Here is a 24,468-nt window from a genome sequence, read left to right on the forward strand (position 1 = left end):
TGCCGGTGAAGGGGGTTCTAAGGTTAGACCAACAAACCCGCAAGCCAAAAAACAGCAAAAACCGAACTTTCCGCAGAGAAAAGATACAAACACAACAAAATCAACGGCTTACGCATCAAAAAAGTCAGTAATCCTGACCCGGATGCTGCAGCCGCAAACACCGCAGAACACCCAAACCGCCCCAGCACCGGACTTACCCACAGAAAGCCCCCGCTTATCCACAGACCCGCCGCCCGGAATCACAGCAAATCACCCCTCCGGAAACGAGTCGCCCCGCCCGGTACCGCAACAATCCAGACAAAAGCCCCCTCCCCGCGCCTCCCCGGTCAAAAATACCCAGCCAGAAATCCCGCCACAAAACAAAAAGACGGCCACAAAGGGCCGCCTTTCTAGTCAATCAGTTTGCCCTTTCAACCTTCGAGGTTACTCAAGCCCTTCGCAAGGCTGCTGCGCAGGCCGGCGTTCTCCATATGCAGCCGCAGCCGCTGGTTATAGCCCCCCGGGGTGTTCAGCGCTTCAATCAGTTCCGCGCAGCCCGAAGCCTGCAGACTGGTCGACACCAGCATCCGCAAAAAGGCCTCGCCCTGCGCCTTGTCCGAGACCCGATCGCCGAGCCATTCCGCGGCATCCCCCACCAGGCGCGCCGCTGGTGAAAGCACGGCCTGCGCTGACAGATACGCATTCAGTTCTCCCGCGTCCTTAAGCACAAAGACCTGGTTGTCCGGCTCAAAGAGACTGCCAAGCAGCGCGGTATTCCCCAGCGCCATGACCGGAGAGCCGCCCTGTGCGATGCCCGGAAAGGGGATCATCACTGCAACGGCTTCAGCCGGAGCGGCCAATTCTGCCACCCGGCCAAGATCCGCACCGGCCATGAAGGAGACCACCTGCTGATCTTCGCGGAAGGCCAGCTCCTTCAGAATGCGCTCGGCGGACTCAGCCATCAGGCCGAGGAAGATCACGTCGCTGGCGTCGATCACAGCCTGGTTTCCGGTTACGGTCACATCCTCGTAAGCCTCAGCAAGCGCCGCGGACTGCGCCTTGCTGCGCTCCGAAACCGTGATCTGGTGGCCCTTGCCGGCCAGTCCCCGCACCACGGCAGAAGCAATGGTGCCGCATCCCAAAAATCCCAAACGCATATCAGATATCCTTCATCAGCCGCAGCGCATCATAAACCGCCGCATGGGTGTTGCGGGCAGAAACCGCATCGCCGATGCGGAACAGCTGAAACTGCCCTTGCGGGTTGGAGAGTATCTTCTGCGGGCGGCCCGCAATTAGTGCCCCTTGTTCGATCTCACCGCGATTGGACGACTGCTCCTTCAGGTCGAAGTACAGGTCATCCAGCGGCAGCGTCCCGTAGTTGAGAACCACCTGATCATAAACGGCCTCATACACATGACCGCTGTAGTCTGTCCCGATGGAGGCTGTCAGCTTATTGCCGCTGCGCGCTACCTCCAGCAAGCGGCGGGTTACGGTAAAAGTGACGTCCTTGTCCTGCAGCGCCCGCATGTAGGGCACCAGGTTCATCGCCATGATGTCGGGGGCAAAGGTCCGGTCGGGCGTCATCACTTCTACTCTGGCACCAGCATTGGCGGCGATCTCTGCTGCCATCAGCCCAGGATGGTCGCCGCTCTCGTCATAAATCAGCACATTTGCGGCCGGTTTCACGTCGCCGGAAATGATGTCCCAGGCAGAAACAACATGCGAAGCCTCGCCGCGGGTTTCGAACAGTTCGATGTTTGGCAGGCCTCCCGTCGCGACGACAACCACATCCGGGTTCAGCGCTGTCACGTCTGCGGCCTCAGCCCAAGTGCTGAAGCGGAACTCCACGTCCCGCGCGGCGCATTGAGCCATGCGCCAGTCAATGATCCCGATCATCTCGGCCCGGCGCGGATTCCGTGCGGTCAAACGCACTTGGCCGCCCGGCTCTGCCGCAGCTTCAAACACGGTGACATGATGACCGCGCTCTGCCGCCACCCGCGCGGCCTCAAGCCCGGCGGGTCCGGCACCAACGATCACAATCTTCTTGCGGGCCTTAGCAGGTGCAATTTCATGCGGCATCGTCAGCTCGCGGCCCGTCGCTGCATTGTGGATGCACAGCGCATCCCCGGCCTGATAGATCCGGTCCAGGCAATAGGTCGCCCCCACACAGGGGCGGATCTCATCCTCGCGCCCCTCAATGATTTTCTTCACCACATGCGGATCAGCCATATGGGCGCGGGTCATGCCAACCATGTCCAAAAGCCCCGCGGCAACCGCATGGCGGGCAGTTGCCACATCCGGGATGCGGGCGGCGTGGAATGTGGGCATGCCGGTTGCATTCTTCACCTCCCCGGCAAAATCCAAATGCGGGGCTGATTTCATGCCCTGAACCGGGATCACGTCGGTCATCGCGGGATCAGTGTGAATACGGCCGCGGATCACGTTCAGAAAATCCACCATACCGCTGCCCGCCAGGCGCTTGGATATCTCAAGGCCTTCTTGCGGTGTGATGCCACCCTTCTGCGCCTCATCCGCCGTGTAGCGCAGGCCGACGATGAATTTCTCTCCGACCCGGTCCCGCACGGCCTGCAGCACGCCCATCGGGAATTTCATCCGGCTCTCCAGCGTCTGGCCGCCGTATGGCCCGTCCAGATCATTGGTCAGCGGCGACCAGAACTGATCCATCAGATGGCCATAGACCTGGAGTTCGATCCCATCCATGCCGCCGTCTTTCATCCGCTCTGCGGCATCGGCGAAGTCGCTGATGATCCGGGCGATATCCCAATCTTCGGCCAGTTTTGGAAAGGCGCGGTGAGCCGGTTCGCGGTGCCTGGACGAGCTGACTGAGGGCAGCCAGTCGCCTTTGTTCCAGCCAGTGCGGCGTCCAAGGTGGGTAAGCTGGATCATCACCGCGGCGCCATGTTCATGCACCTGATCCGTCAGGCTGCGGATCCACGGCACCACCTCATCCTTATAGGCCAGGATATTGTTGAACACCGGCGGGCTGTCCTTGCTGACTGCAGCAGACCCGGCGGTCATCGTTAGCGCCACGCCCGCCCTGGCCCGCTCCGCGTGATAGGCGGCATAGCGTGCCTTGGGCATCCCGTCCTCAGGGTAAGCCGGTTCATGGCTGGTGGTCATGATCCGATTGCGAAACGTCAGGTGCTTCAGCTGATAAGGCTGCAGCAGCGGGTCCTTGGACATGATGCGGGTCTCCTGGAACGATGTCTGGGCAAGCGCGGCATTGGCGAGTCGCCAACCGATCTTGACATATGTGTCGATTAAACAATCATACCTGTCAAGAAAAGTTGCACCCGCCCTGCCCCGCTGTTATGGCTGCCACATGGACACTCAGGACATTACCCGCACCCGGCTGGGTGACGAAGACTGGCTATCAGCCGCTTACGAAGTATTGACCGAGAGCGGCGTGGAAGCCGTGAAGGTGATGCCACTGGCCAAGCGGCTTGGCGTGGCCCGCACCAGTTTCTACTGGCACTTCAAAGACCGCGAGGCGCTGCTGGAGGCGATGGTGCGGCGCTGGGAAGAAAAGAACACCGGGAACCTGATCGCCCGATCCGAGGCTTATGCGGAAACCATTGCCGAGGCGCTGTTCAACCTGTTTGACTGCTGGATTGACGCAGGCCTGTTCGACTCCCGGCTGGATCTGGCGATCCGCAATTGGGCGCGCAATGACCCTGACTTGCAGGCCAGGCTGGACCAGGCAGATACCCGGCGCGAGAAGGCACTAACAGAGATGTTCATCCGCTTTGGTTTCGACGCCGGCGTCGCACTGATCCGCGCCCGGGCGATGATCTACACCCAGATCGGCTATATCTCGATGCAGGTGCACGAAAGCACGGAATACCGGATTTCACTTATGCCCGGCTGGGTTGAGGTTTTCACCGGCGCGCCACCGTCAAAGCGGGATCTGGACCGTTTTCTGGCCCGCCACAGCTGATGTAACTGACCGCTCGGGGCACAGGCCGGCCGCCTGCCTCAGATGTTCCGCTGGATAACCTGAAACCTCAAACGCAAAACGGGCGCGAAGCCGTCAGCTCCGCGCCCTCTCTGATCTCGCTCACACGCGGCCGGGATTACTCGGCAGCGATCTGGCTTTCTACCTTCTCAACCCGGACCGCCGAGAACTTGAACTCGGGGATCTTGCCGTAGGGGTCGACCGCAGGGTTGGTCAGGATGTTTGCTGCTGCCTCAACATAGGCAAAGGGCACAAACACCATATCCTCGGCAATTGCCCGGTCGGCCCGCGCCATGATCTCGATCGAGCCGCGGCGGGTGGACAGGCGCACCATCTCGCCCGGTTCCACGCCCATCGCCCGCAGGGTTTTGGGGTTGAGCGAGCAGTTGGCTTCCGGCTCCACCGCATCCAGAACCAGCGACCGGCGGGTCATCGACCCGGTGTGCCAATGTTCCAGCTGGCGGCCGGTGGTCATGATCATCGGGTACTCTGCATCCGGTGCCTCATCCGGCGGGATCACCGAGGCCGGAGTGAAACGGGCACGGCCTTCGGGACGCGGGAAGCCATCGCCGAACACAATCGCCTGACCGGGATCGGTCTCATGCAGCGACGGATAGGTGATGGTCTCGGTCTCAAGGCGTTCCCAGGTGATGTTGTTCAGGGACTTCATGTTCAGCTTCATCTCGTTAAAGACTTCGCTGACATCCTTGTAGTCCCAAGGCAAACCAATGCGCCGCGCCAGTTCCACGGTGACTTTCCAGTCCTCGCGCGCTTCACCCGGAGGTGCCACGGCAGGACGCACCCGCTGCACCTGACGGTTGGTGTTCGACACGGTGCCGTTCTTTTCATAGAGCGCCGAGGCCGGCAGGATGATGTCGGCATAGTTCGCCGTCTCGGTCAGGAAGATATCCTGAACGATCATCAGCTCCAGCTTGGCAAAGGCATCGCGGGCGTGATCGGCATCCGGATCCGACATCGCCGGGTTTTCGCCCTGAATGTACATGCCCTTGATATTGCCGGCATAGGCCTGATCGACGATCTCGGTCACAGTGAGACCCTTCTCGTTTGAGAAGTCGCCGCCGCCCCAGACATCGGTGAAGGATTTGCGCACATCATCCGAGGTCACGGTCTGGTAATCCGGCAGGAACATCGGGATCAGGCCCGCGTCGGAAGCACCCTGCACGTTGTTCTGGCCGCGCAGCGGGTGCAGGCCGGCGCCGGGCTTGCCGACGTTGCCGGTCATCAGCGCCAGCGAAATCAGGCAGCGCGAGTTGTCGGTGCCGTGAATGTGCTGGGATATGCCCATGCCCCAGAAGATCAGGCCCGCATTGGCATTGGCAAAGATCCGCGCCACACGGCGCAGCTGGTCCGGTTCGATGCCGCAGATCTCCGACATCTTTTCGGGTGTGAACTGCTTCAGATGCTCTTTTTCAGCTTCCCAGTTCTCGGTCCAGCGGTGGATATACTGGCTGTCATACAGCTCTTCCTCGACGATCACATGCATGATCGCGTTCAGCATCGAAACATCCGCACCCGGGCGGAACTGCAGCATCTCGGTCGCAAAGCGACGCATGCCCACACCGCGCGGGTCCATCACGATCAGCTTGCCGCCGCGTTTGGTGAACTGCTTGAAGTAGGTCGCAGCCACCGGGTGGTTTTCGATCGGGTTGGAGCCGATGATGATCGCCACATCCGCGTTTTCGATCTCGTTGAAGGTCGCGGTCACAGCACCGGAGCCAACGTTTTCGATCAGCGCCGCAACGGACGACGCGTGGCACAGACGGGTGCAGTGGTCGACGTTGTTGTGCTTGAACCCCTGGCGGATGAACTTCTGGAAGAGATAGGCCTCTTCGTTGGTGCATTTTGCCGAGCCGAAACCTGCAACCGATTTCGGGTCTTCATCGCGCAGCTTCATCAGGCTTTTGCCAGCCAGATCCATCGCCTCTTCCCAGGTCGCTTCGCGGAAGTGGGTGGAGAGATTGCCCGGATCGACATTCAGCCCCTTGGCCGGCGCGTCGTCGCGGCGGATCAGCGGCTTGGTCAGGCGGTGCGGGTGGTGGATGTAATCAAAGCCAAAGCGGCCCTTGACGCACAGGCGGCCTTCGTTTGCCGGGCCGTTGATGCCCTCAATATGCTTGACCTTGCCATCCTTAACCTTAAGCGAAACCTTGCAGCCGACGCCGCAGAACGGGCAGACGCTTTCGGTCTCGCTGTCATAGTCTTTCAGGTCGCCCTGACCTGCATCGTCCAGTACCGCAGAAGGCATCAGCGCGCCGGTCGGGCAGGCCTGCACACATTCACCGCAGGCCACACAGGTGGACGCGCCCATCGGGTCGGCAATGTCAAAGGTCGGATAGGCATCATGCCCGCGTCCCGCCATGCCAATCACGTCATTGACCTGAACCTCGCGGCAGGCGCGGACGCACAGACCGCAGGAAATACAGGCGTCCAGGTTCACTGACATCGCCACATGGCTGTCATCCAGCAGCGGAATGCGGCCTTCTTCCAGCTTGGGGAAGCGGGATTCCGTAACACCGTTCAACTCGGCCATGTCCCACATGTGGGAGGACTTGTCGTGCGCCTCTTCCTTCTTCGGCTGGTCGGCCACCAGAAGTTCCATCACCATCTTGCGGGCATTCTCAGCCCGCGCGTTATTGGTGGTGACAACCATGCCATCAGCAGGCTCGCGGATACAGGAGGCCGCCAGCGTGCGCTCGCCTTCGATCTCGACCATACAAGCCCGGCAATTGCCGTCCGGACGGTAGCCCGGCTGCGGCTTGTGGCACAGATGCGGGATCTTCAGCCCGCGGCCGTTGGCGACTTCCCAGATGGTCAGACCTGCGTCTGCCGTGACCTGTTCGCCATCGAGGGTGAAAGTGATTTTTTCGCTCATGGCTTATACCTCCTCGGGGAAGTGTTTGATGGTCAGGCGGATCGGGTTGGGTGCTGCCTGGCCAAGACCGCAGATCGACGTATCAACCATCGCGGCACTCAGCTCTTCCAACAGCCCCTGATCCCACTTCTTTTCGCCCATCAGCTTGACGGCTTTTTCGCAGCCCACCCGGCACGGAGTGCATTGACCGCAGCTTTCATCCTCGAAAAAGCGCAGCATGTTCAGCGCCGCATCGCGGGCCGAGTCCTTGTCGGACAGAACCACAACAGCGGCTGACCCGATGAAGGTGCCATGCGGCTGCAGCGTGTCAAAATCGAGCGGGATGTCATGCATCGACGCAGGCAGCAGACCGGAGGAAGGGCCGCCCGGCTGATACGCCTTGAAGGCATGGCCATCCAGCATGCCGCCGCTGGCCTCGATAACGTCGGTGATGGTGGAGCCGGCGGGCAGCAGATGCACGCCCGGGTTCTTCACACGTCCCGACACCGAATAGCTGCGCAGGCCCTTGCGGCCGTTTTTCTCAACCGAGTTCAGGCACTCCGGGCCTTCGCGGTTGATCTTGCATACCCAATACAGCGTTTCGACGTTATGCACGAGGGTCGGACGACCGAAGACACCCACCTGCGCCACAAACGGCGGACGGTGGCGCGGCTCGCCGCGCTTGCCTTCGATCGACTCGATCATCGCGGATTCTTCGCCGCAGATATAGGCCCCTGCCCCGCGGCGCAGATCGATATAGCCCGCCTCGACGATGCCTGCGTCTTCCAGCGCCTTAATCTCAGCCGCGAGAATTGCCAGCACCGCCGGATACTCGTCACGCATGTAGATAAAGGCTTTCTCGGCCTCAACAGCCCAAGCCGCCATCAGCATGCCTTCCAGGAAGACATGCGGCGTGCGTTCCAGGTAGTAGCGGTCCTTGAAGGTGCCGGGCTCGCCCTCGTCGCCGTTCACGGCAAGGTAACGCGGGCCTTCGTTGGCGCGCACGAAGCCCCATTTGGTTCCGGACGGGAAGCCAGCGCCGCCAAGACCGCGCAGGCCGGCTTCTTTGACTTTCGCCTGAACCGCCTCCCAGTCGCCACCCGCACGCAGGTCTTTCAGCGTGGCGTAACCGCCTTCGGCCTCGTAGGCCGCAAAGGTCTCATACTCGGGAACATGGGCGTGGGTATCATCCGCCGCAATCGCCGCTTCCACCTTTTCGACGGTGGCGTGGTCGATGTGGTTGTGGCCGATCTCCAGCACCGGCGCGGTATCGCAGCGGCCCATGCAGGGCGCGCGCAGCACGCGGACCTGAGAGGCATCAAGACCGTCTTCCAGCGCCTTCTGCAGCGCTTCGGCACCTGCCAGTTCGCAAGACAGCGAATCGCAAACCCGGATGGTCAGCGCGGGCGGCGGGGTCTCGCCCTCCTTCACCACATCGAAATGGGCATAGAAGGTGGCCACTTCATAGATTTCCGCCTGGCCGGTGCGCATCTCCTCCGCCAGCGCCCGGATATGCGCGGCGCTGAGGCAGCCGTATTTGTCCTGAATCAGGTGCAGGAACTCGATCAAGAGGTCACGGTTGCGCGGGCGGTCACCCAGCAGCTCCTGAACCTCGCTCAGCGCAATGTCGTCAACCTGGCGGCCTTTGGGCGTCTTGCGCCCTTTGCCCTTGCCGGACTTCCATACGCCCTTGCTATCATCCAATGGTGCCATGGGGTCCTCCAGTCAGCACGTAATTCAACCCGAAATGCCATCAAGAATGAATATCGTCAAATCTGGAAATTGGATTGCACGATAAGCCTAGCTTATCACGCCATTTGCGGCATCCCATCGTCCACAAACGTCGCAACCACCTCTTTTAAAGCATGCACAGTTGTGAGTTCCGGTGTCCGGTCCAAAGAAGCGATGCAAATCTGCCGGGTTTGTTCCGGCTTGTTCAGCGTCAGAACCCGGGTTCCGCCGAGGTTTCCCAAGGCGTGCATCAACGCACGCGGCAGAATCGTCGCCACCGAGCCTTCACGCGCCAGCACCATCGACGCCATGAAACCGTTGGATTCGGACACAATCTCCGGCTTCAACCCTAGATCGGCAAAGATCCGGTCCAGAATGCGGCGGTTCTGCATCTGCTGATCCAGCAAGCTGAGCGGCAGTTCTGCTGCTTCTGCCCAGCTGATCGCGTCGCCCCGGCCCGCCACCATCTGCTCCGGCGCCAGCAGAACATAGCTTTCCTCATAGAGCGGCTGAACTGTCACCAGATCCCGGCCCATGCTGTCGGAATAGGTGATCCCGGCATCAATTGTACCATCATAAAGGCGCTGCTGAATAGCCAGCGATGTGGTGACTTCCACGCGGGCCAGGATCCGCGGATAGGCCTGATGCACCTGATCCACCAGCTGCGCGGCCCAAGCGGTGGCAGTCGGCACCACCCCCAGCACCAGAGTGCCAGTCACTTCGCCGCGGGATGCCGCAATCTCCTGCTCCAGTGCCTTGGCATCGTCCAGGATCGAGCGCGCCCGGCGCACAATCATCATGCCTTCCTCGGTCAGCCCTTGGAACCGGTTGGCCCGGCGCACGATGGACAGACCCAGCCGTTCCTCCAGATTGCGGATCCGCATCGAAAACGCAGGCTGCGAAATACCGCAATCAGCAGCGGCCTTGGCGAAATGCTGATGCCGCGCCAGCGCCGTCAGCAGCTGAAGGTCTTTAAGTTCGATCATGACCAAACCTTACGCTGCCGCTGCCGCACTGCGCAATGGGATCTGCTGCGCCCTCAGGAGCCGCTGTGCGCTTCGGCCTGACGAGCAGCCGCGCCGAAAAGCTCAGTCAATTCTTCCAGGGTTTCCGCAGCGCTGTGCAACCGTCCGGTTAGATCCGGGTGCTCCGCCAGTGCCTGCAGCAGCAGGCGTTCACGGAAATCCTGCAGGCTCTCTGACACATGGCAGCCTTCCTCAGTCAAGCTGTAGGTGACTCCGGAGCGGCCCGCCCCTTGTTTGCGGGTCAGCCCGGCAGAGGCAAGTTTGCGCAAGGAATACTGAATGTTGGGAATGTCGGTCCGGTTGGTGGCCCGGGCCAGTTCCTTGATTGTTTTGGACTGGCCACCCTTGCCGATCAACTGCAGCAGAGTAATCTCTGCACTTGCCAAGGACATGGTGCTGAGCTGCTCAAAACTGCCAGCCTGCCATCGGGTCAAACCCTCTCCCGCCCTTTGAATCGCCATTTCCAGCATATGCAACCCGCCATCCGGCGACATCTCAACAGCCGTGTCAGCGGCCAGGCCAGCAGTCAAACAAGATAAAGGGGAACGGTCGACTTTTTTATCCAACGAACAACTCCGAAAAAAATAAATTATAGCTGCCCTGAAAAGGCATGAAGACAGCGGATCAGAAAATGTCTCTGCCCAAAGCCGCCTGTCTGGCAACGGCATGCAGTCAATCCCTGCATGTAGCGGCGGCGCCGGATGTCCTTCTGAAAAACCAACTCAAATTACCCGCAACATATCCAACCAAATCCAAGAGATTTCAATACCCGGCGTCGCCATCTGTTGCGCAACACCAGCAACAAACCGGCGACAAATAAGGGCATGCTCCGGTGGACTCTCGCGTTCACCACTTGACAGATCAGCAGGAACAGGCGGCTTCGCCAACTGAACCTGCAAATCAGCCCTGACTTTCCGGAAGGAAGATCAGATCAAAAGCAACTGGACGCGCGGGCCAAAAGCGGAAATTGGGTCAACGATCTGACAGAAAAGTCAGTTTTGCTTGGCATTTAACATGTAAAAAGTGGCGGACCGAGGAGGATTCGAACCCCCGACCCCTTGATTCGTAGTCAAGTACTCTATCCAGCTGAGCTATCGGTCCACTGCGGCGGGGTGTAATCGCAGCACCGCACAGGCGCAACCCCAAAAGAGATCAATGCCCTTATTTCTTGCCTGCCTTTCCCGCCAACGTGCACAGGCCGGTTGAGCACTGCCAGCTTCTGCAACCCCAGCCCGGCTAAATGTGGTATAAGGCAAAAGCTGACGATCTTGCCACTGCCCTTGAGCCAAGGGAAGCAACACTTAGAAACGGAAAAAGGGGACAGAAAATGCCGGACCGGCAGTCCGCAGAGTTTCAGCTTAGGCCGCTTGAATCAGAAGACCTCGCCACAATGGCCGACTGGTTTCAGAATGTGACCGACCTGGCCTGCTTTGACCGCGCTGCCCGGTCCCCCCTCAGCCTGCCTGCCATTGCACAGGCCTGGATCCCCCCTGCCGGTACTGCGCCGGATACCAGCAAGTGCTGGTTTGCAATTGTTACAAATACCAATGCACTGTGCGGTATTGCCGGGCTGGAAAGCATCTCCATGGTCAACCGGGACGCCATCATTGCGCTTTTCATTGAGCAGTCCAGACGCCGGCAGGGCATCGGGATCCGGTCGCTTGCGCTGCTTCTCGACTTTGCATTCCGCCAGATCGGGCTAAATCGCATTACATCATATTACCGTGCCGACAATACCCGCAGCGAGGAACTCACCACGCGCGCAGGCTTCGCAACCGAAGGCAGGATGCGGGCAGCCTGGTATGCAGAAGGCCGGTACTTCGACATGATCACTGTAGGCCTCCTCAGGGAGGAATGGGAGGCCGGCCGCAGGGTTCTCGCGCAGGAGCTTGACGCCTGTGTGAAGGCAAGCTTCCACGGCGCGGAGATTACAGGCTGGGCCTGGCCGCCGGGCCCGGCAGATCCGCCAGCAGGCTGACTGAAAGACCAAACGGGCAGAACCGGCTTCTCCGGCAGTTCTTGCCGACACTCACAGGAGGAGGACAGCTTGTGAGCGGCCAAAGTAAAAAAACAACGGTCCGGCGCCAGCTTGGAGCAGTGCTGTTTGCCGATGTTGTCGGCTATGCCCGGCTTATGGGCAATGACGAAATCGACACATACAGCGCGCTGAAATCCCTGCTGGAAGAACTGGAAACAGCATGCAATGCGCATGACGGTCAGGTGGTTGCCGTTCGCGGCGACGGGGTTCTAGCGTTGTTTGAAACAGCGACTAACGCGGTGAAATTCGGTGTCGAACTGCACCGCATTGCAGAGCAGAACAACAGTGCACGGCCAGAAGACCAGCAGCTTCGGTTTCGGGCCGGTGTGCATATGGGCGAAATCCTGGTCGATGACCGCGGCATTCACGGCGACAATGTCAACATTGCCGCCCGGCTGCAGGAAATTGCCGAACCGGGCCGGGTTTTTGTAAGCGGGTCGGTTTATGAACAGATCCGCAACCGGTTACGCTTTGGTTTTGAGTTTCTTGGCCCGCAGCGCCTTAAGAACATCGCGGAACCGGTGCCCTCTTATTGTGTCCGCAGCGAGGTCGCCGGAGCGGCCATGGCCGCCACCCGGCGCCCTCCGGAGGCTCAGCCCGCAGGCCGTCCGCCCCCCGGCATACCATCGGTCGCCGTGCTGCCGTTTGCCAGCCTGAGCGGCGATCAATCCGACAGCTGGTTTGCGGACGGGCTGACAGAAGACATCATCCTGAACCTGTCCAAATTCAAAAATCTCTTTGTCATAGCCCGCAATTCAGCCTTTTTCTTCAAGACCCGTTCGATGCCCCCTCAGGAAGCCGCGCGTGAGCTAGGGGTACGCTACGTCGCACGCGGCAGCGTCCGTCGGGCCGGAGCAAGGGTACGGATCGCCATTGAACTGATTGACGCGGATTCGGGGCGAACGATCTGGGGCGAGCGTTATGACCGGAACATCGACGATATTTTTGCCATCCAGGACGAGGTAACGGATGCAATCGTTGCGGCAACTGCCGTTCTGATCGAAGCCCAGGAACGCAAACGGATGGCGCAGGCAGCACCGGCAGATCTTGCGGCCTATGGCTTTGTTCTGCGCGGGCAGCAGTTTATTTTCCGCTACACCAGGCAGGATAACCGCGAAGCCCAGACCCTGTACGAACGCGCCCTTGCGCGGGATCAGGATTATGCCCGGGCCTCGGCCGCAATATCACGTACCCTGAACATTGATTGGCGCTATTCCTGGGCCAAGGATGCCGAGCACGCGCTGGATACAGCCCTGTCTTATGCCCAAAAAGCAGTGGAGCTGGATCCAACCGATGCCCGCGGTTTCGGTGAGCTGGGATTTGTGCATCTTTACCGGAAAGAGCATGACGCAGCGATCGGCGCTTACCGGCGCGCCCTTTCGCTTAACCCGAATGATGCCGACCTTCTGTCGGATTACGCTGACGCGCTGGCCCATTCCGGTGACAATGAAACAGCCATCGAAAGCCTGCAACAGGCGATGCGGCTGAACCCCTATTTTCCCGATCAATACCTCTGGCACCTGGGCGGCGCCTACTACAACCTCAAGCACTATGAGGCGGTCATAGAAACGCTCACCAAAATGAACAATCCGACCGAGGGACAGCGGATGCTGGCCGCCAGCTATGCGCAGATGGGCAAGATGGAACTGGCCCGGGACATGGCCGCCCGGCACCGCGAAGCACATCCGAATTTTTCACTGGAACGCTGGACCGAGGTGCAGCCGGACCGGCTGGAAGAAGACACCCAGCATTTTGTCGAAGGTCTGAAGAAAGCCGGTTTCTAAAAGGCCGGCCCCCAGGACAGGAACACCAGCCCTTTCCTATCAAGTCACAGCAACCCTCTGCCAGATACTCAAGCTCAGTCGCCGGACCCGCGTGCTTTCGCGCCGCTGACCTTGGCGCCGCTGACTTTGGCGCCGCTTACTTTGGCGCCGCTTACTTTGGCACCACTCACCTTGGCGCCGCTGACCTTGGCGCCGCTTATCGAAGGTCCACCGTCACCGAAATAGACATCCAGCAGCACCTGTTCCAGCCTGCCAGCCATCACATCCATCCGGATCGTGTAATCGGCCTTGTCATAATCCCAAACCCGGATGTCGTTTGCGATCTGATACTCCGCCGAGGCAACACCGGTCACCGAAGGGTCCAAAGGTGCCCTGGAAACTTGAACCTGGCCGGCGGGCGATTGTTGACCCGTCGCACTGTCGCCGTCACCATGCACAAGGAATATCACCGGTTCCGGCAGTTCAAAATAGGTGCCCTCATAGGAAAACCCGTAGATACGGGCGAGATTCGCATCATCGCTCAGCTGATCGCCAAGCAGGTTGTTTCTGCCCTGGCCTTTCTGCCGCCGCTTTCCTGCCTTTTCATAGTCCTGCTGCCCAGCGCCATAATCGCCGACTTGACGCCACAAACCTTGGCGGGGACCGTGAGCAATATCTAGTAGGGTTCCTTTAGGAAACTGGCGCTGATGAATCCAAGGATTTCCGCTTCCCGACCCAACCTCATAGAGGCCATTCTCCCCCTTGTCATTCTGGCCCATAACCAGAACTTTGTCGCCAGCCGCAACAGTTTCGCCGTTAACCTTGGTACCATCCAATTTCGGCAAATTACCAACCGTGCCAACAACAGCCCCCGCAATTTTGGGGACAATTTTCATGTCGTCGATCAAACGGCCAAATAACAACACTTCAGAAAAACTCAGCAAAGACTCGGCCACCTTACACACTCCTGTGGCTATGGAAACAACTCAGGATGACAATTCAAAAAAGGACAGGTCTGGAATTTCTGCAGGTTCTGATGCCTTGAATGTCCCCCTAAGGGGTAAAATAGCACAAAAAGAATAGAATTTGTAGACAATCAGCCTGTCAGCCGCCGGGCACCCGTGTCCGCACGGAATTGGCATGGCTGTCCTCATCCGCTTCGGCCAGTCGCGGTCCAGCCTGGGCAAAGCCAATTCCCCGCATGCGGAAGTTGCCTTCTATGATCGAGTGGAAGGCGCCACCGGTTGTTTCCTGGTCAACAATCAGCAACGCCTTCTCCACTGCCGCATAGGTGAGGTTTTCGGCATCCAGCATGCTCCACGCCGCCGCCAGATAGGCGCCCAGAAAGTCACGGGCTTCCAAAAGCGATACACGGAACCCTTCGGGATCAAGAGCATAGCGCGCATCAAACAGCGCCTGCATGACATCGCTGTAATAGGGGGTTTCCTCCAACTGGTCAGACAGGTCCTCCATTTCAGGCGTGATCAGCTCATGCACCAGCAGCCGCTCGTGAAAGATATCGACGAGGATATCGAACATCGCCCCCGTCAACGGTTCGGACAGCGCGTGTTCACTGCTCCAGCCGGAAACAAATTCCTGAAGTGTGCGGGTATTCGCTGCCATCCGGATTTGCGCGCTTCCGGCAAGTTCGGCAAAGCGGTTCAACTGATTGAACGTGTAAAGATTGCCCCTCGTGTTCTCCAGCAGTTCCTCCACAACCGATCCAAAGTGAAGCGAAGCTATCAGCGCCACCATATCGGCTGCAGATTCGTGAAACCCAAAGTATTCGCCCGGCACATCGTCCGAGACCGGCATGCCTGCGACACTGTAGATTATGGCGTGGCCGATCTCGTGGGCGACCACATCAAAGTTCAGGCTGTAGGCGCGGTATTCGCCGCCATGCTCCCAGGTGCCGCCGGTTTCCAGAAACCCCCAGCCAATATGCGCGTTGTCCAGGCTAGGCAGCAGCGACAGCTCCAGCCGGTCATAGTCGCGCGTAAAATGCCAGGGGATCGGGTGCCCGAAATACGCCTCCCACACATCCAGCGTGAAATGGGCGGCGGCAAACAAATGCGCGGCCTCAAAACCGGGATCCGACGGCAGAACATGCGTAAAGTGGCCATCTTCATCCGGCGCCGGCGGTTCCTGGACCTCTCCGTGCCAGGGCGGCAGATACATGCCGGGCCCCGACGGGCCAGGAACGATGGCCCCAAACGGAATGGTTTTGCCCAAAGGGTTGACTGTATACATCCGCGGCCCTGACGGTCCCGGCCCGATAGTACCGGGCGGCGCCGAAATCTCGACCAGTTCCGGTTCCGGGTCCGCAGTCCGGAACGGAGATTGCGGAAACAGAAGAAACCGGGTTCCCGGCGCTTCTTCAGCCATCTCAAACGTGTCGTCCATGTGCCCTCCAATTCTACGGAGGTTTCACCGTATTTTCCCTGCCTGGTCCCTGCTTTCCGGTGCAGACTGTGTTTTGCCCTTTTGATGATACATGAATTCACGCCGGATCATCGCATAGAATTCATCAAGGTCTTTAAGGCCGATACCCGAGGCATACTTATCCAGGTCATCTGGAACTTCCCGCTGCAGGCGTGTTTCAAAGTACCAGAGGGCCAACCGCACCCGGTTCTGGTCAGGCAGGTTGCTGCGCGGCTGATTTTGTTCAGCCAGCCACTGCGACTTGGAAATTGCACGGGATTTCAGCTGCGCATAAGCGCCTGCCTGCCGGAGCTCTGCCAGTAAATGCAGATCCAGCTGTTCGCCCAAGGCATTCACGGCGGTGCCAGCCAGCGTTGTTCCTTCAAGCAGCGCTTCATACCCGTCAGCCGTCAGCCTGTTTTCAGCCAGCCACTGTTTAAGGTCGGCGCTGCGGAAAAGCCTGAGTGTTTTCCGGTGGCTATTCAATTGTTCCAATATCTCTTGCCGGTCCGCGCGCAGATCTTTTCGTCTGGCAGTCTCCAGCGCCAAACAGCGCGCTGCAGCGCGGGTCCGGAAAATACCAAAGCGCTCCGGCTCCAGGCGCAACTCATCCAGCACCTGCAGGTCCGCGTCTGGCAGGCTGTAGTCCTCCGCCTCGATCCGCCGCACCAAACCCTGCCAGGCAAGCGAGCGTTCAACTTTCTCAGGCGGAACGGGAACGGTCTTGCCCCTTGCCTCCAGAAAGGCCGCCATACGGATCAGCATCTTCTGCGCATCCTCGCGCTTGGCGTCCACCCGTCCGGTTTCAAGCCAGGCCGAAAACTTGCCAAGCCAGGATGCATCCGCAAACCCCGCAATGATCTGTTCCCAGGTCCTGTCGTGGTAAAACAGTTGCTTGGCCGTTTTGAGAAGTTTCGCAGCCTGATCCGCTTCCAGCGCCGCATCAGCGACCGCGCGCGCCACGGTTGCCCGGATCGAGACCATCGGCTCACTCAGCGGTGCAAAGCCCAATTCTGCCGGGCTGTGCAGAACGGCAACTTCATCATCGTCGCAAATCTCACCAGCAGCATAGGCTTCATAGATGCCTCCGACGCCAACCATCCCGAACGCAGACAGCTCAGCCGCCCGCAGCGCCCCCATGCTGGCGCTGCCGAACACCGCAATCCCCTGCTCCAGCGCCCATAGGATTTCCTTGTGCCAGACCGAGGGCACGCCTTCGAAGTACCCGTCGATCAAGCCGATGACAGATGCACCTTGACGGGCAGCCCGGTAAATGTCGCCTTGACCAGCTGGCGGCAGAACAGTGGCATTCAGCAGGTTCAAGACCTCCTCAGCGCTGATTGTCGGGCCCGTGAAAACAACCGCCGTCAAATCTGCGCCTCCGCTGCCCTCAGAGCCCGCGGGCCTGCAATGAAATCCGGATCGTCATGCGGCGCCTCCAGTCCCGGGATCACCGCGCGCACCACAGAAATGCCCAGACCCGGGCGCGACAAATCAACCGTCAGAACTTGCCCCATCCCGGCATCCCCCAGCTGGTTCAGGAGCCATGCCAGGTCACCTTCGAAGGACGGCGATGAATAGGACGGACAATCTTGCAGCCGGTCCACTGGTTCGGTTCGAGCCAACAATGCCCGGACATATTGCGCGCGTTCTGCCGACGCCTTGGGGGTAAACTCATCCGGGTCCAGATCGTCGCGCGCGCCGGATATATAGGTCAGCCGCGTCTGAGCCGCCTCGGTCAGCGCCCGCAGCAAGGCAATGGCCCGGTCCGGGTGGCAACCGCTGCCAATGCCGATATGACCGGGCCGGCTGCCGGCTTCGCAAATCATGCAATGAAACGCCGGCACTCCGGTGTCCGAGGCAATATTCCAAACTCCGGCTTTCAATCCTGCTGCAGCAAACCGTTCCAGCGCCGCACGGCAGCGCGGATCGTCTATAGTTTCGGGATTGATACGCGGGCCTGGCGGTGCATGATGCCACAGAGTGATCGCATCCCTTTCAATCAATTCGCAAATCGCGTGGCAGGTGGCTTCTTCCAAACTGTTGCCGGACGCAAGACCGTTGGTAGTGCGCGGAAACGCCCCCAGTCCGCCGCAGGGCCGCGCGGTATAGTCGGTGTCCACCATTTCATAGGGCAGCCAATGTGGCTGGCCTGACGCAAGATCCTCCCCCTCAATCCACAGCATCGGATGGTGCGGATCAAAGCGGCCTCCGGTCACGCGGGGCAGACGATCAACATCCGTCACCAATGCGTCTTGCCGCAAGTCGTGATAGCTGGCCGCCCGCAAGGGCAGTGTGATCCGTTCCGCGTGCCAGGTCTCAATCGCTTCCATCACGCCCGAAGCCTGCGCCGCTTCCAGCGTCAGCCCCTTGCCCAGCGCTACCGCGACTGAACGGGAATTAGGCCGCGTCACCATCACGGTGGGCAGGCCGACCCGGTCCAGCCCGGTCAGATTGGCGATGCGGGTGATGCCCATACCGGCAAGATGCGGCCGGACTGCAGCCAGCGTCTGCGCGGGATCGCACAGCCGGTGGGTATCCAGAACATATCCCTTCTGCTGCGCCGTTGGCATAGGGCAGACCTCATTGTCACGACCGCCACAGAACGTCTGATCGCCGCCTGGTGGTATCCCGCAGTATTGAAAGAAGGATGGTAGATCACACGCCGCCGGTCAACAGACCTGCCGCCTGCCGGTCCAGCGCTGCCGCAGCACCGTCACCGCTGGGGAAGAAAATCAAACACCGGCACAAAACTAGCCGGTGCCAGGGATTGCTCCAGCATGTCCCCGCGCAGCGAATTCTGATCAAAGATCTGGATTTTCGGCCCGGCATGCTTGACTTGCAGCTTTCCCTCAATCGCGCGAACAGCCATTTCCACAGCCAGCCGCCCTTGCAGCACAGGGAAATCCGTGGGGGCTGCAATGATGCGGTCACGCAGAACACCCCGGTAGACGGCGTGGGTCATATAGTCAGACACAACCAGAACCTTCCCCTGCAAACCACGGGCACGCAGGACCGACACCGCAGCCTCGGCAGCCGGCGCAGACCCGGCGATATAGTCCAGATCCGGCGCCTCATCCAAAGCCTCTTCGACGAGGCGGACCTGAATCTCCCGGCCGGTGTCTCCGTATTTCGTCACCGCGACCACCGCCGAGCTTTCCGTCAGCGCCGCGCAGAACCCTTGTTCAACAAATTTCACCCAGCCCGCATTCTCCGGACCCGGAAACCAGGCCACTTTCACCGGCGGCGTGCCTTTGGGGTGCCGCGCCGCGATGATGCGCCCGGCCACAGCGCCCATTTCCGTCCAGGACACACCGACCTTGGCAGTGATTCCCGCATCGGCGATGTCATTCACTGCTGCAATTACCGGAACTTTCGCCGAAATCCGCTCCACCATTCCGGTCAGCCCCGCAAAAGAGACCGTCCCCAGGATCAGAGCATCTGCCCCCGCCACCACACAGTCTTCGGCCTGGCGGATCTGCCGCTGCAAGTTCGGATACCCGCCGGCCTCAACCAGTTTAAAGGAAACCCCCAGCCGTTCAGCCTCAGCCACCATTCCGTAGTTGACGCTCAGCCAATAGGCATCCTTCAGATGCGGATACGCAATACACAGCCGCCACATCTGCGCGGCCCGCTCCAACGGCTGATAATCTGCAGTCTCGTACCCGCTTTCGTAATCGAACGGAGTTTGCGGAACCTGCAGGCGCCAGCTGTCCGCGGCGGCTGCAGTGCAAAGCCCTGAGAAGAACAAAAACCAGAGTGCGCGCATGAAAATCCCTTCCAGACACTGAGGATAGGCAGCAGAACGCAAAAGGGAAATTCAAATTTGCACTACAGGCAAATGCGCGCGACAGTTCAGGGATGTTGAAAAAGCTTGGTCTTGGCGGAAAATTAAGCCTCGCATTCGTCGTCATTGCAGGACTGCCCACCCTTGCGGGCATCCTTGGCCTGGTTGAACTGCGAGTGCTTGCACGCCGCCAGGCAGAGGTGATCAGCCAGACCATACCTGCCATAGCCGAAGTTCGCGGCATGGCCGAGGAAAGCACCCGCATCATTGCCATCGCCCCTGAGCTGGCCGCAGTTGATACCCAGTCCGAACGGGAAACCCGGGCAAAATTCCTGTCCGCCCAAGTCCAAGCACTGACCCGGCGGCTTGAAGCGCTGGAGACAGCCGGCGGCACAGGGTCCGCCCGGCTGCGTGACACAGTGACAGAGGCATCCCGCGTTCTGCCCCTGCTGAACGCCCTGGTCGAAACCCGCATCGCCCTGCACAGCGAGTTCAACCAGCTGGCCGGGCAAAATCTTTCCGCTGCGAACAACTTGCTCAGCATGGCCGACACTTTGGTGGCAAATGCCGAGATGGGCACTACTGCAGTGATATCAAGCCTTTACGGACCCGGCTCCTCTCCGATCGAGGAGCAGGCCCGTACCGATACGCTGGACAAGCTGATCGAGGTTGACCTGTTCCAACTGGGCCTGATGTTCGAGTTGCGCTCGCAAACCGCTGAAATCGGGCTGCTGATCAACCGGATCGAAGACGCCGGCGATGAAACCGAGCTGGGTGAGATCGAAGCAACGCTGACCAGCCGGCTGCTTGTCGTTTCCCGCCGGATCAAGGCAATCCGCGACCCAGGACGGCGCCAGCAGGCCGAAAGCCATGCCGCGCAATTGCGCACCGTCTCAGAGCAGGACATCGGGCTGTTTGTGCTGCGCGACAGGATTCTGGCCACCGAAGGCCGAATAACCGCGCTCCAGCAGGGCCTGCAGGCTACCGCATTGCGGCTTGGCGACGAGGCCGCAGCCGTTGCGGATCAGGCTCAAGCACGGGTGATCCGGTCCGGCAATGCTGCCGCTCTCGACGTCCAACGGGCCCAATTGCGCAACGGCTTTGCTGCGATTGCAGGGTTTGTGCTGTCGCTTGCAGTCCTGTGGTTTTATGTGCGCGGAAGTATCACCCGACGCCTTAATCAGCTGTCGGGCACGATGGCGGCCCTGATGCGCGGCCAGCTGGACCACCGGGTACGGCCGAAAGGGCATGACGAAATCGCCCGGATGGAGGCAGCCGTCGAAGTTTTCCGCCAGCAAGCCATCGACAAATTGGAACTGGAAAGTGTCCGGGACCGCAACGAACAGGAACTTCGGGAACACCGCAACAATCTGCAGGTCCTGGTCAATGAACAGACCGAGCGGCTGCAGGAAGAAGTCGAAGCCCATGACGAGGCCCGCCGGAAAGCGGAAACCGCCGATCAAGCCAAATCCGAGTTCCTCGCAATGATGAGCCATGAAATCCGCACGCCAATGAATGGCGTGCTTGGCATGCTGCGGAGCCTTTCGGACGATGGCCTGCCGCCTACGCAGATGGAGCGGCTGCGGGCAGCTTTGGTCTCCGGCCAAAATCTGCTGAAGATTTTGAATGACATTCTGGACTACTCGAAAATCGAAAGCGGTGCACTTAAGCCGGAGATCAGCACATTTTCTTTGCGGGAACTGGTAACCGACATCGTCGTGCTGCTGCGGCCCGGCGCGGACAGCAAGGGCGTCCACCTGTGGCTTGATGCCCCCGGAAATCTGCCAGTGGCAGTGCAGGGCGATGCCGCCAAGCTCCGTCAAATTCTGTTCAACCTGCTTTCCAACGCCCTGAAGTTTACTGACGACGGCGAGGTCATTCTGCGGATCCGGATCAACGATACTGCCAGCGGACGCCACCGGGTGACCTTTGAAGTCAGTGACACTGGCAAGGGCATATCGGTGGAAGCAAAATCCAGAATCTTTGAGGCCTTCGAGCAAGAGGACACAGATACCGCCCGCAAATTCGGCGGCACCGGGCTGGGGCTCGCAATCAGCAGGCATTTCGCCGAAACCATCGGTGCCAGGTTGTCGCTGGAAAGCACCTCCGGCGTGGGATCCGTTTTCACACTGTCCCTGGAATTGGACCCGGGCAACCTCGCTGATCTTGTGCTTGAAGACCCGCCCGCACCGGCAAAGAAAGCTGAACACCCCCTGTCTGTTCTGGTGGTCGAGGACAACGAAATCAATCAGATGGTCGCGCGAGGGTACTTGGAGCGTATGGGGCACAATTGCCAATGCACCGGCAGCGCCGAAAGTGCACTGGAACTGCTGCCCGGCTCCGGTTTTGATCTGGTGCTGATGGATGTGAACCTGCCGGGCATCAGCGGCACCGAGGCCACCCGCCGCCTGCGCGCCCTGCCCGACCGGCGGATTGCCGAACTGCCGGTCATCGGCATTTCGGCGCATGTGCAAAAGGACCAGATCGAGACTCACCTGCAGGCTGGCATGAACGGTTTTGTCGCCAAGCCGGTCTCCCCTGAACGGCTGGCCAAGGCATTGGACAGCGTCATGCAAGGCCGCGAGGGCGCGATCTATTTATCGGCCCGCCAGGCAGTTCTGGAACAGCCGGACCGCCGCGCCGGCCTTCAGAAACAGATGCAGGAAAACATACGGGACCTTGGCAAAGTGCAAGCTCTGAACATCGCAAGAATATTCAAACAGGAGCTTCCACGAGGCCTTGCCCGGATGACTGCGGCTTTGGAAATGCAGGATTTAGGATCACTTGCCAAAGAAGCGCACCGCGCCAAAGGGGCTGCCAGCACCTTTGGCCAGCAGGATCTCGCGGCGCTGCTGGCAGCGTTGGAAGCACACTCAGAAAACGGGGAACTGAACGCAGCCCAGGACCAGCTGAAAAGGCTGACCGGTCTGGTCCCGCACATCCTGGAGGCGCTGGCCGCAGTGCTGCGCGAGTGCGAAACTGTCAGTTCAAAGGCGCCGTGAACACATAGCCCTCGCCATGCACGGTGGTGATCACCCGAGGATTGGCAGGGTCCTCCTCCAGCTTGCCGCGCAGACGCCGGATCAGCACATCCACGGTACGGGGGTTTGCGCCGTATTGCCGGTGGGTGACCCGGCTCATCAACGCATCGCGCGAGGCCACCTCGCCTGCCCGGCTGATCAGCATGTCCAGCACTTCGAATTCGGCCCGGGTCAGGGAAATGCTGTCACCCTGCACCGTTTGCAGATGCCGCGCCGCGACGTCGAACTGGAACCGCCCGAATTTGTAGATCCGGCGCGACAGACGCCGGACATCCTGCGTCCGCCGCAGCAGGTTTTTCAGCCTAGCCAGCAATTCACGCCGGTTGAAAGGCTTGCAGACATAATCATCCGCGCCAAGCTCCAATCCGACAATCCGGTCAATCTCATCATCCCGGCCGGTCACCAGGATAATCCCCACTTCGGACTTGGCACGCTGTTCCCGGGTAATTTGCAGCCCGTCTTTTCCGGGCAGGTTGATGTCGACGAGCAGAAGATCAACCTCCTGTTCTTCCAGAATACTTTCCGCGTCTTCGGCAGTTTCAGCCTGCGAAACACTGTACCCTTGGGCATCCAAATAACTGGCGAGAGTGGCCCGGGTGACCGGCTCGTCCTCAATGATCAAAATATGCGCCATGATTTTGAAACCCCCGAAAATATTCCTACCGGTTAACAAATTTTAACATAACTGACCAGCCTGTTCATCCCGCCGGGCTGACCTGTTCACAACTGCTGCCTAACTTCTTGTCTCGAAAGCCCGGCTTTCAAAACGCGGAAAGGCTCAGGCCATCAGGACCAGGGCTGCGACAATAGGGAGACACACATGAAATACCGGCAATACCTAATGGCCAGCGCTGCGGCCATGATGATGACGGCCCCGATGGCGATGGCCGAGGATTCCTCGGACCCTATCATCATTCCGATCCATAACTGGTCGAGCCAGATCGTGATGAGCCACGTTGTCGGACAAATCTTTGAATCGATGGGCAACAGTGTCGAATACGTATCGACCGACAGCCAGGCAGTCTATGAATCCGTCCGCCTTGGCGATGTGACCCTGGAACTGGAAGTCTGGGAAGGCGCCTTTGGCAAGTCCTTCAACGAGGCGCTGTCCAAAGGCGGCCTGCATGACGCAGGCGACCATAACGCCGTGACCCGCGAAGACTGGTGGTACCCGGCCTGGACCAAAGACGCCTGCCCTGGCCTGCCAAGCTGGGAAGCGCTGAACGACTGCGCTGCAGCCTTTGCCACACCTGAAACTGGCGACAAGGGCCGCTTCCTGGGCGGTCCCGTTGACTGGCTCAAGCACGACGCCGAGCGTGTCGAGGCGCTGAACATGAACTTCACAGTTGTGAACGCAGGGTCTGCCTCGGCGCTCTGGGCCGAAGTTGCCGCGGCAGAAAGGACCAAAAAGCCGGTGGTGATCTTCAACTGGACGCCGAACTTTGCCGAAGCTGTCTGGCCAGGTGAATTCGTCGAATTCCCCACCTGGGTCGAGGGCTGCGACAAGGACCCGTCCGTCGGCCCGAACCCGGATGCCACCTATGACTGCGGCAATCCGGCCAACGGCTACCTGAAGAAGGCCGCTTGGGACGGCATGAAAGAGAAATGGCCGGCGGCCTATGAAACGCTGACCGAAATCAGCTTCACCAACCCGCAAATCGCAGAAATGGCCAAGCTGGTCGACATTGACGAGATGGAGCCTGAGGACGCCGCAGCTGAATGGCTGGCCGCGAATGAGGGCCTCTGGAAGCCTTGGACCGGTTCCTGATTCCCCCTTCAGAACCCTTATTCCGGGGCGGCGCGCTGCCCCGGTTTCCCTGCCAATGAAAGAAAAG

The 24,468-nt window shown here is 59.8% G+C and carries 17 protein-coding genes and 1 tRNA gene; 5 read left to right on the forward strand and 13 right to left on the reverse strand.

Annotation, left to right across the window (positions count from 1 at the left end):
* Nucleotides 1-410: 410 nt before the first annotated feature.
* Both K3555_RS18120 and K3555_RS18125 read right to left on the reverse strand, forming a co-directional pair.
* Nucleotides 411-1,136, reverse strand: a complete 726-nt coding sequence (locus tag K3555_RS18120) for an NAD(P)-binding domain-containing protein (RefSeq protein WP_259987819.1) — start codon at nt 1,134-1,136, stop codon at nt 411-413.
* Nucleotide 1,137: 1 nt separating this feature from the next.
* A complete protein-coding gene (locus K3555_RS18125) occupies nt 1,138-3,183 on the reverse strand; it encodes an NADH:flavin oxidoreductase (protein WP_260006524.1) in 2,046 nt (681 codons plus the stop codon).
* A 139-nt stretch (nt 3,184-3,322) separates the two neighbouring features.
* Between K3555_RS18125 and K3555_RS18130 the strand changes: the two genes are divergently transcribed.
* Nucleotides 3,323-3,937, forward strand: a complete 615-nt coding sequence (locus K3555_RS18130; RefSeq protein ID WP_129369429.1) for a TetR/AcrR family transcriptional regulator — start codon at nt 3,323-3,325, stop codon at nt 3,935-3,937.
* 136 nt (nt 3,938-4,073) lie between these two features.
* On the opposite strand, the gene fdhF is transcribed toward K3555_RS18130, so the two are convergent.
* From fdhF to K3555_RS18155, 5 genes are all read right to left on the reverse strand, one after another.
* A complete protein-coding gene (fdhF, locus tag K3555_RS18135; RefSeq protein WP_260006525.1) occupies nt 4,074-6,848 on the reverse strand; it encodes a formate dehydrogenase subunit alpha in 2,775 nt (924 codons plus the stop codon).
* A 3-nt stretch (nt 6,849-6,851) separates the two neighbouring features.
* Nucleotides 6,852-8,540, reverse strand: coding sequence for an NAD(P)H-dependent oxidoreductase subunit E (locus tag K3555_RS18140; RefSeq protein WP_259987828.1), 1,689 nt, complete (start codon nt 8,538-8,540; stop codon nt 6,852-6,854).
* Between the two features lie 95 nt (nt 8,541-8,635).
* The gene (locus tag K3555_RS18145; RefSeq protein WP_259996620.1) at nt 8,636-9,544 is read right to left on the reverse strand and encodes a LysR family transcriptional regulator; all 909 of its coding nucleotides are present in this window, start codon (nt 9,542-9,544) and stop codon (nt 8,636-8,638) included.
* A gap of 53 nt (nt 9,545-9,597) precedes the next feature.
* A complete protein-coding gene (locus tag K3555_RS18150; protein WP_260006526.1) occupies nt 9,598-10,251 on the reverse strand; it encodes a winged helix DNA-binding protein in 654 nt (217 codons plus the stop codon).
* Between the two features lie 356 nt (nt 10,252-10,607).
* Nucleotides 10,608-10,684 (reverse strand) — tRNA-Arg (locus tag K3555_RS18155).
* Between the two features lie 289 nt (nt 10,685-10,973).
* Here K3555_RS18155 and K3555_RS18160 point away from each other — a divergent pair.
* On the forward strand, nt 10,974-11,561 hold the full coding sequence (locus tag K3555_RS18160; RefSeq protein ID WP_260006527.1) for a GNAT family N-acetyltransferase: 588 nt from the start codon (nt 10,974-10,976) through the stop codon (nt 11,559-11,561).
* Nucleotides 11,562-11,632: 71 nt separating this feature from the next.
* A complete protein-coding gene (locus K3555_RS18165; protein ID WP_260006528.1) occupies nt 11,633-13,405 on the forward strand; it encodes an adenylate/guanylate cyclase domain-containing protein in 1,773 nt (590 codons plus the stop codon).
* A gap of 74 nt (nt 13,406-13,479) precedes the next feature.
* Here the strand turns inward: K3555_RS18165 and K3555_RS18170 are convergent, their stop codons facing one another.
* The 5 genes from K3555_RS18170 to torT all read right to left on the reverse strand — a co-directional run bounded on the left by K3555_RS18170 (nt 13,480) and on the right by torT (nt 19,574).
* Entirely contained in the window at nt 13,480-14,340 is an 861-nt protein-coding gene (locus tag K3555_RS18170) for a hypothetical protein (RefSeq protein WP_260006529.1), read from the reverse strand.
* 148 nt (nt 14,341-14,488) lie between these two features.
* Entirely contained in the window at nt 14,489-15,787 is a 1,299-nt protein-coding gene (locus K3555_RS18175) for a hypothetical protein (protein ID WP_260006530.1), read from the reverse strand.
* Nucleotides 15,788-15,811: 24 nt separating this feature from the next.
* The gene (locus tag K3555_RS18180) at nt 15,812-17,176 is read right to left on the reverse strand and encodes a TfuA-like protein (protein WP_260006531.1); all 1,365 of its coding nucleotides are present in this window, start codon (nt 17,174-17,176) and stop codon (nt 15,812-15,814) included.
* Complete coding sequence (locus K3555_RS18185; protein WP_260006532.1) at nt 17,173-18,378, reverse strand: YcaO-like family protein; 1,206 nt, start codon at nt 18,376-18,378, stop codon at nt 17,173-17,175. Before K3555_RS18185 ends, K3555_RS18180 begins: the two co-directional genes overlap by 4 nt.
* A gap of 143 nt (nt 18,379-18,521) precedes the next feature.
* On the reverse strand, nt 18,522-19,574 hold the full coding sequence (gene torT / locus K3555_RS18190) for a TMAO reductase system periplasmic protein TorT (RefSeq protein ID WP_260006533.1): 1,053 nt from the start codon (nt 19,572-19,574) through the stop codon (nt 18,522-18,524).
* Nucleotides 19,575-19,666: 92 nt separating this feature from the next.
* Here torT and K3555_RS18195 point away from each other — a divergent pair, with 92 nt between their 5' ends.
* A complete protein-coding gene (locus K3555_RS18195) occupies nt 19,667-22,594 on the forward strand; it encodes an ATP-binding protein (RefSeq protein WP_260006534.1) in 2,928 nt (975 codons plus the stop codon).
* Here the strand turns inward: K3555_RS18195 and K3555_RS18200 are convergent.
* On the reverse strand, nt 22,575-23,267 hold the full coding sequence (locus tag K3555_RS18200) for a response regulator (protein WP_260006535.1): 693 nt from the start codon (nt 23,265-23,267) through the stop codon (nt 22,575-22,577). The two genes, K3555_RS18195 and K3555_RS18200, sit on opposite strands and share 20 nt — an antisense overlap.
* A 186-nt stretch (nt 23,268-23,453) precedes the next feature.
* Between K3555_RS18200 and K3555_RS18205 the strand changes: the two genes are divergently transcribed.
* Nucleotides 23,454-24,401: an ABC transporter substrate-binding protein gene (locus K3555_RS18205; RefSeq protein WP_259987889.1), complete on the forward strand. Its 948-nt coding sequence runs from the start codon at nt 23,454-23,456 to the stop codon at nt 24,399-24,401.
* Nucleotides 24,402-24,468 lie beyond the last annotated feature (67 nt).

It is taken from the genome of Leisingera sp. M527 (assembly GCF_025141525.1).
GTDB lineage: Bacteria > Pseudomonadota > Alphaproteobacteria > Rhodobacterales > Rhodobacteraceae > Leisingera.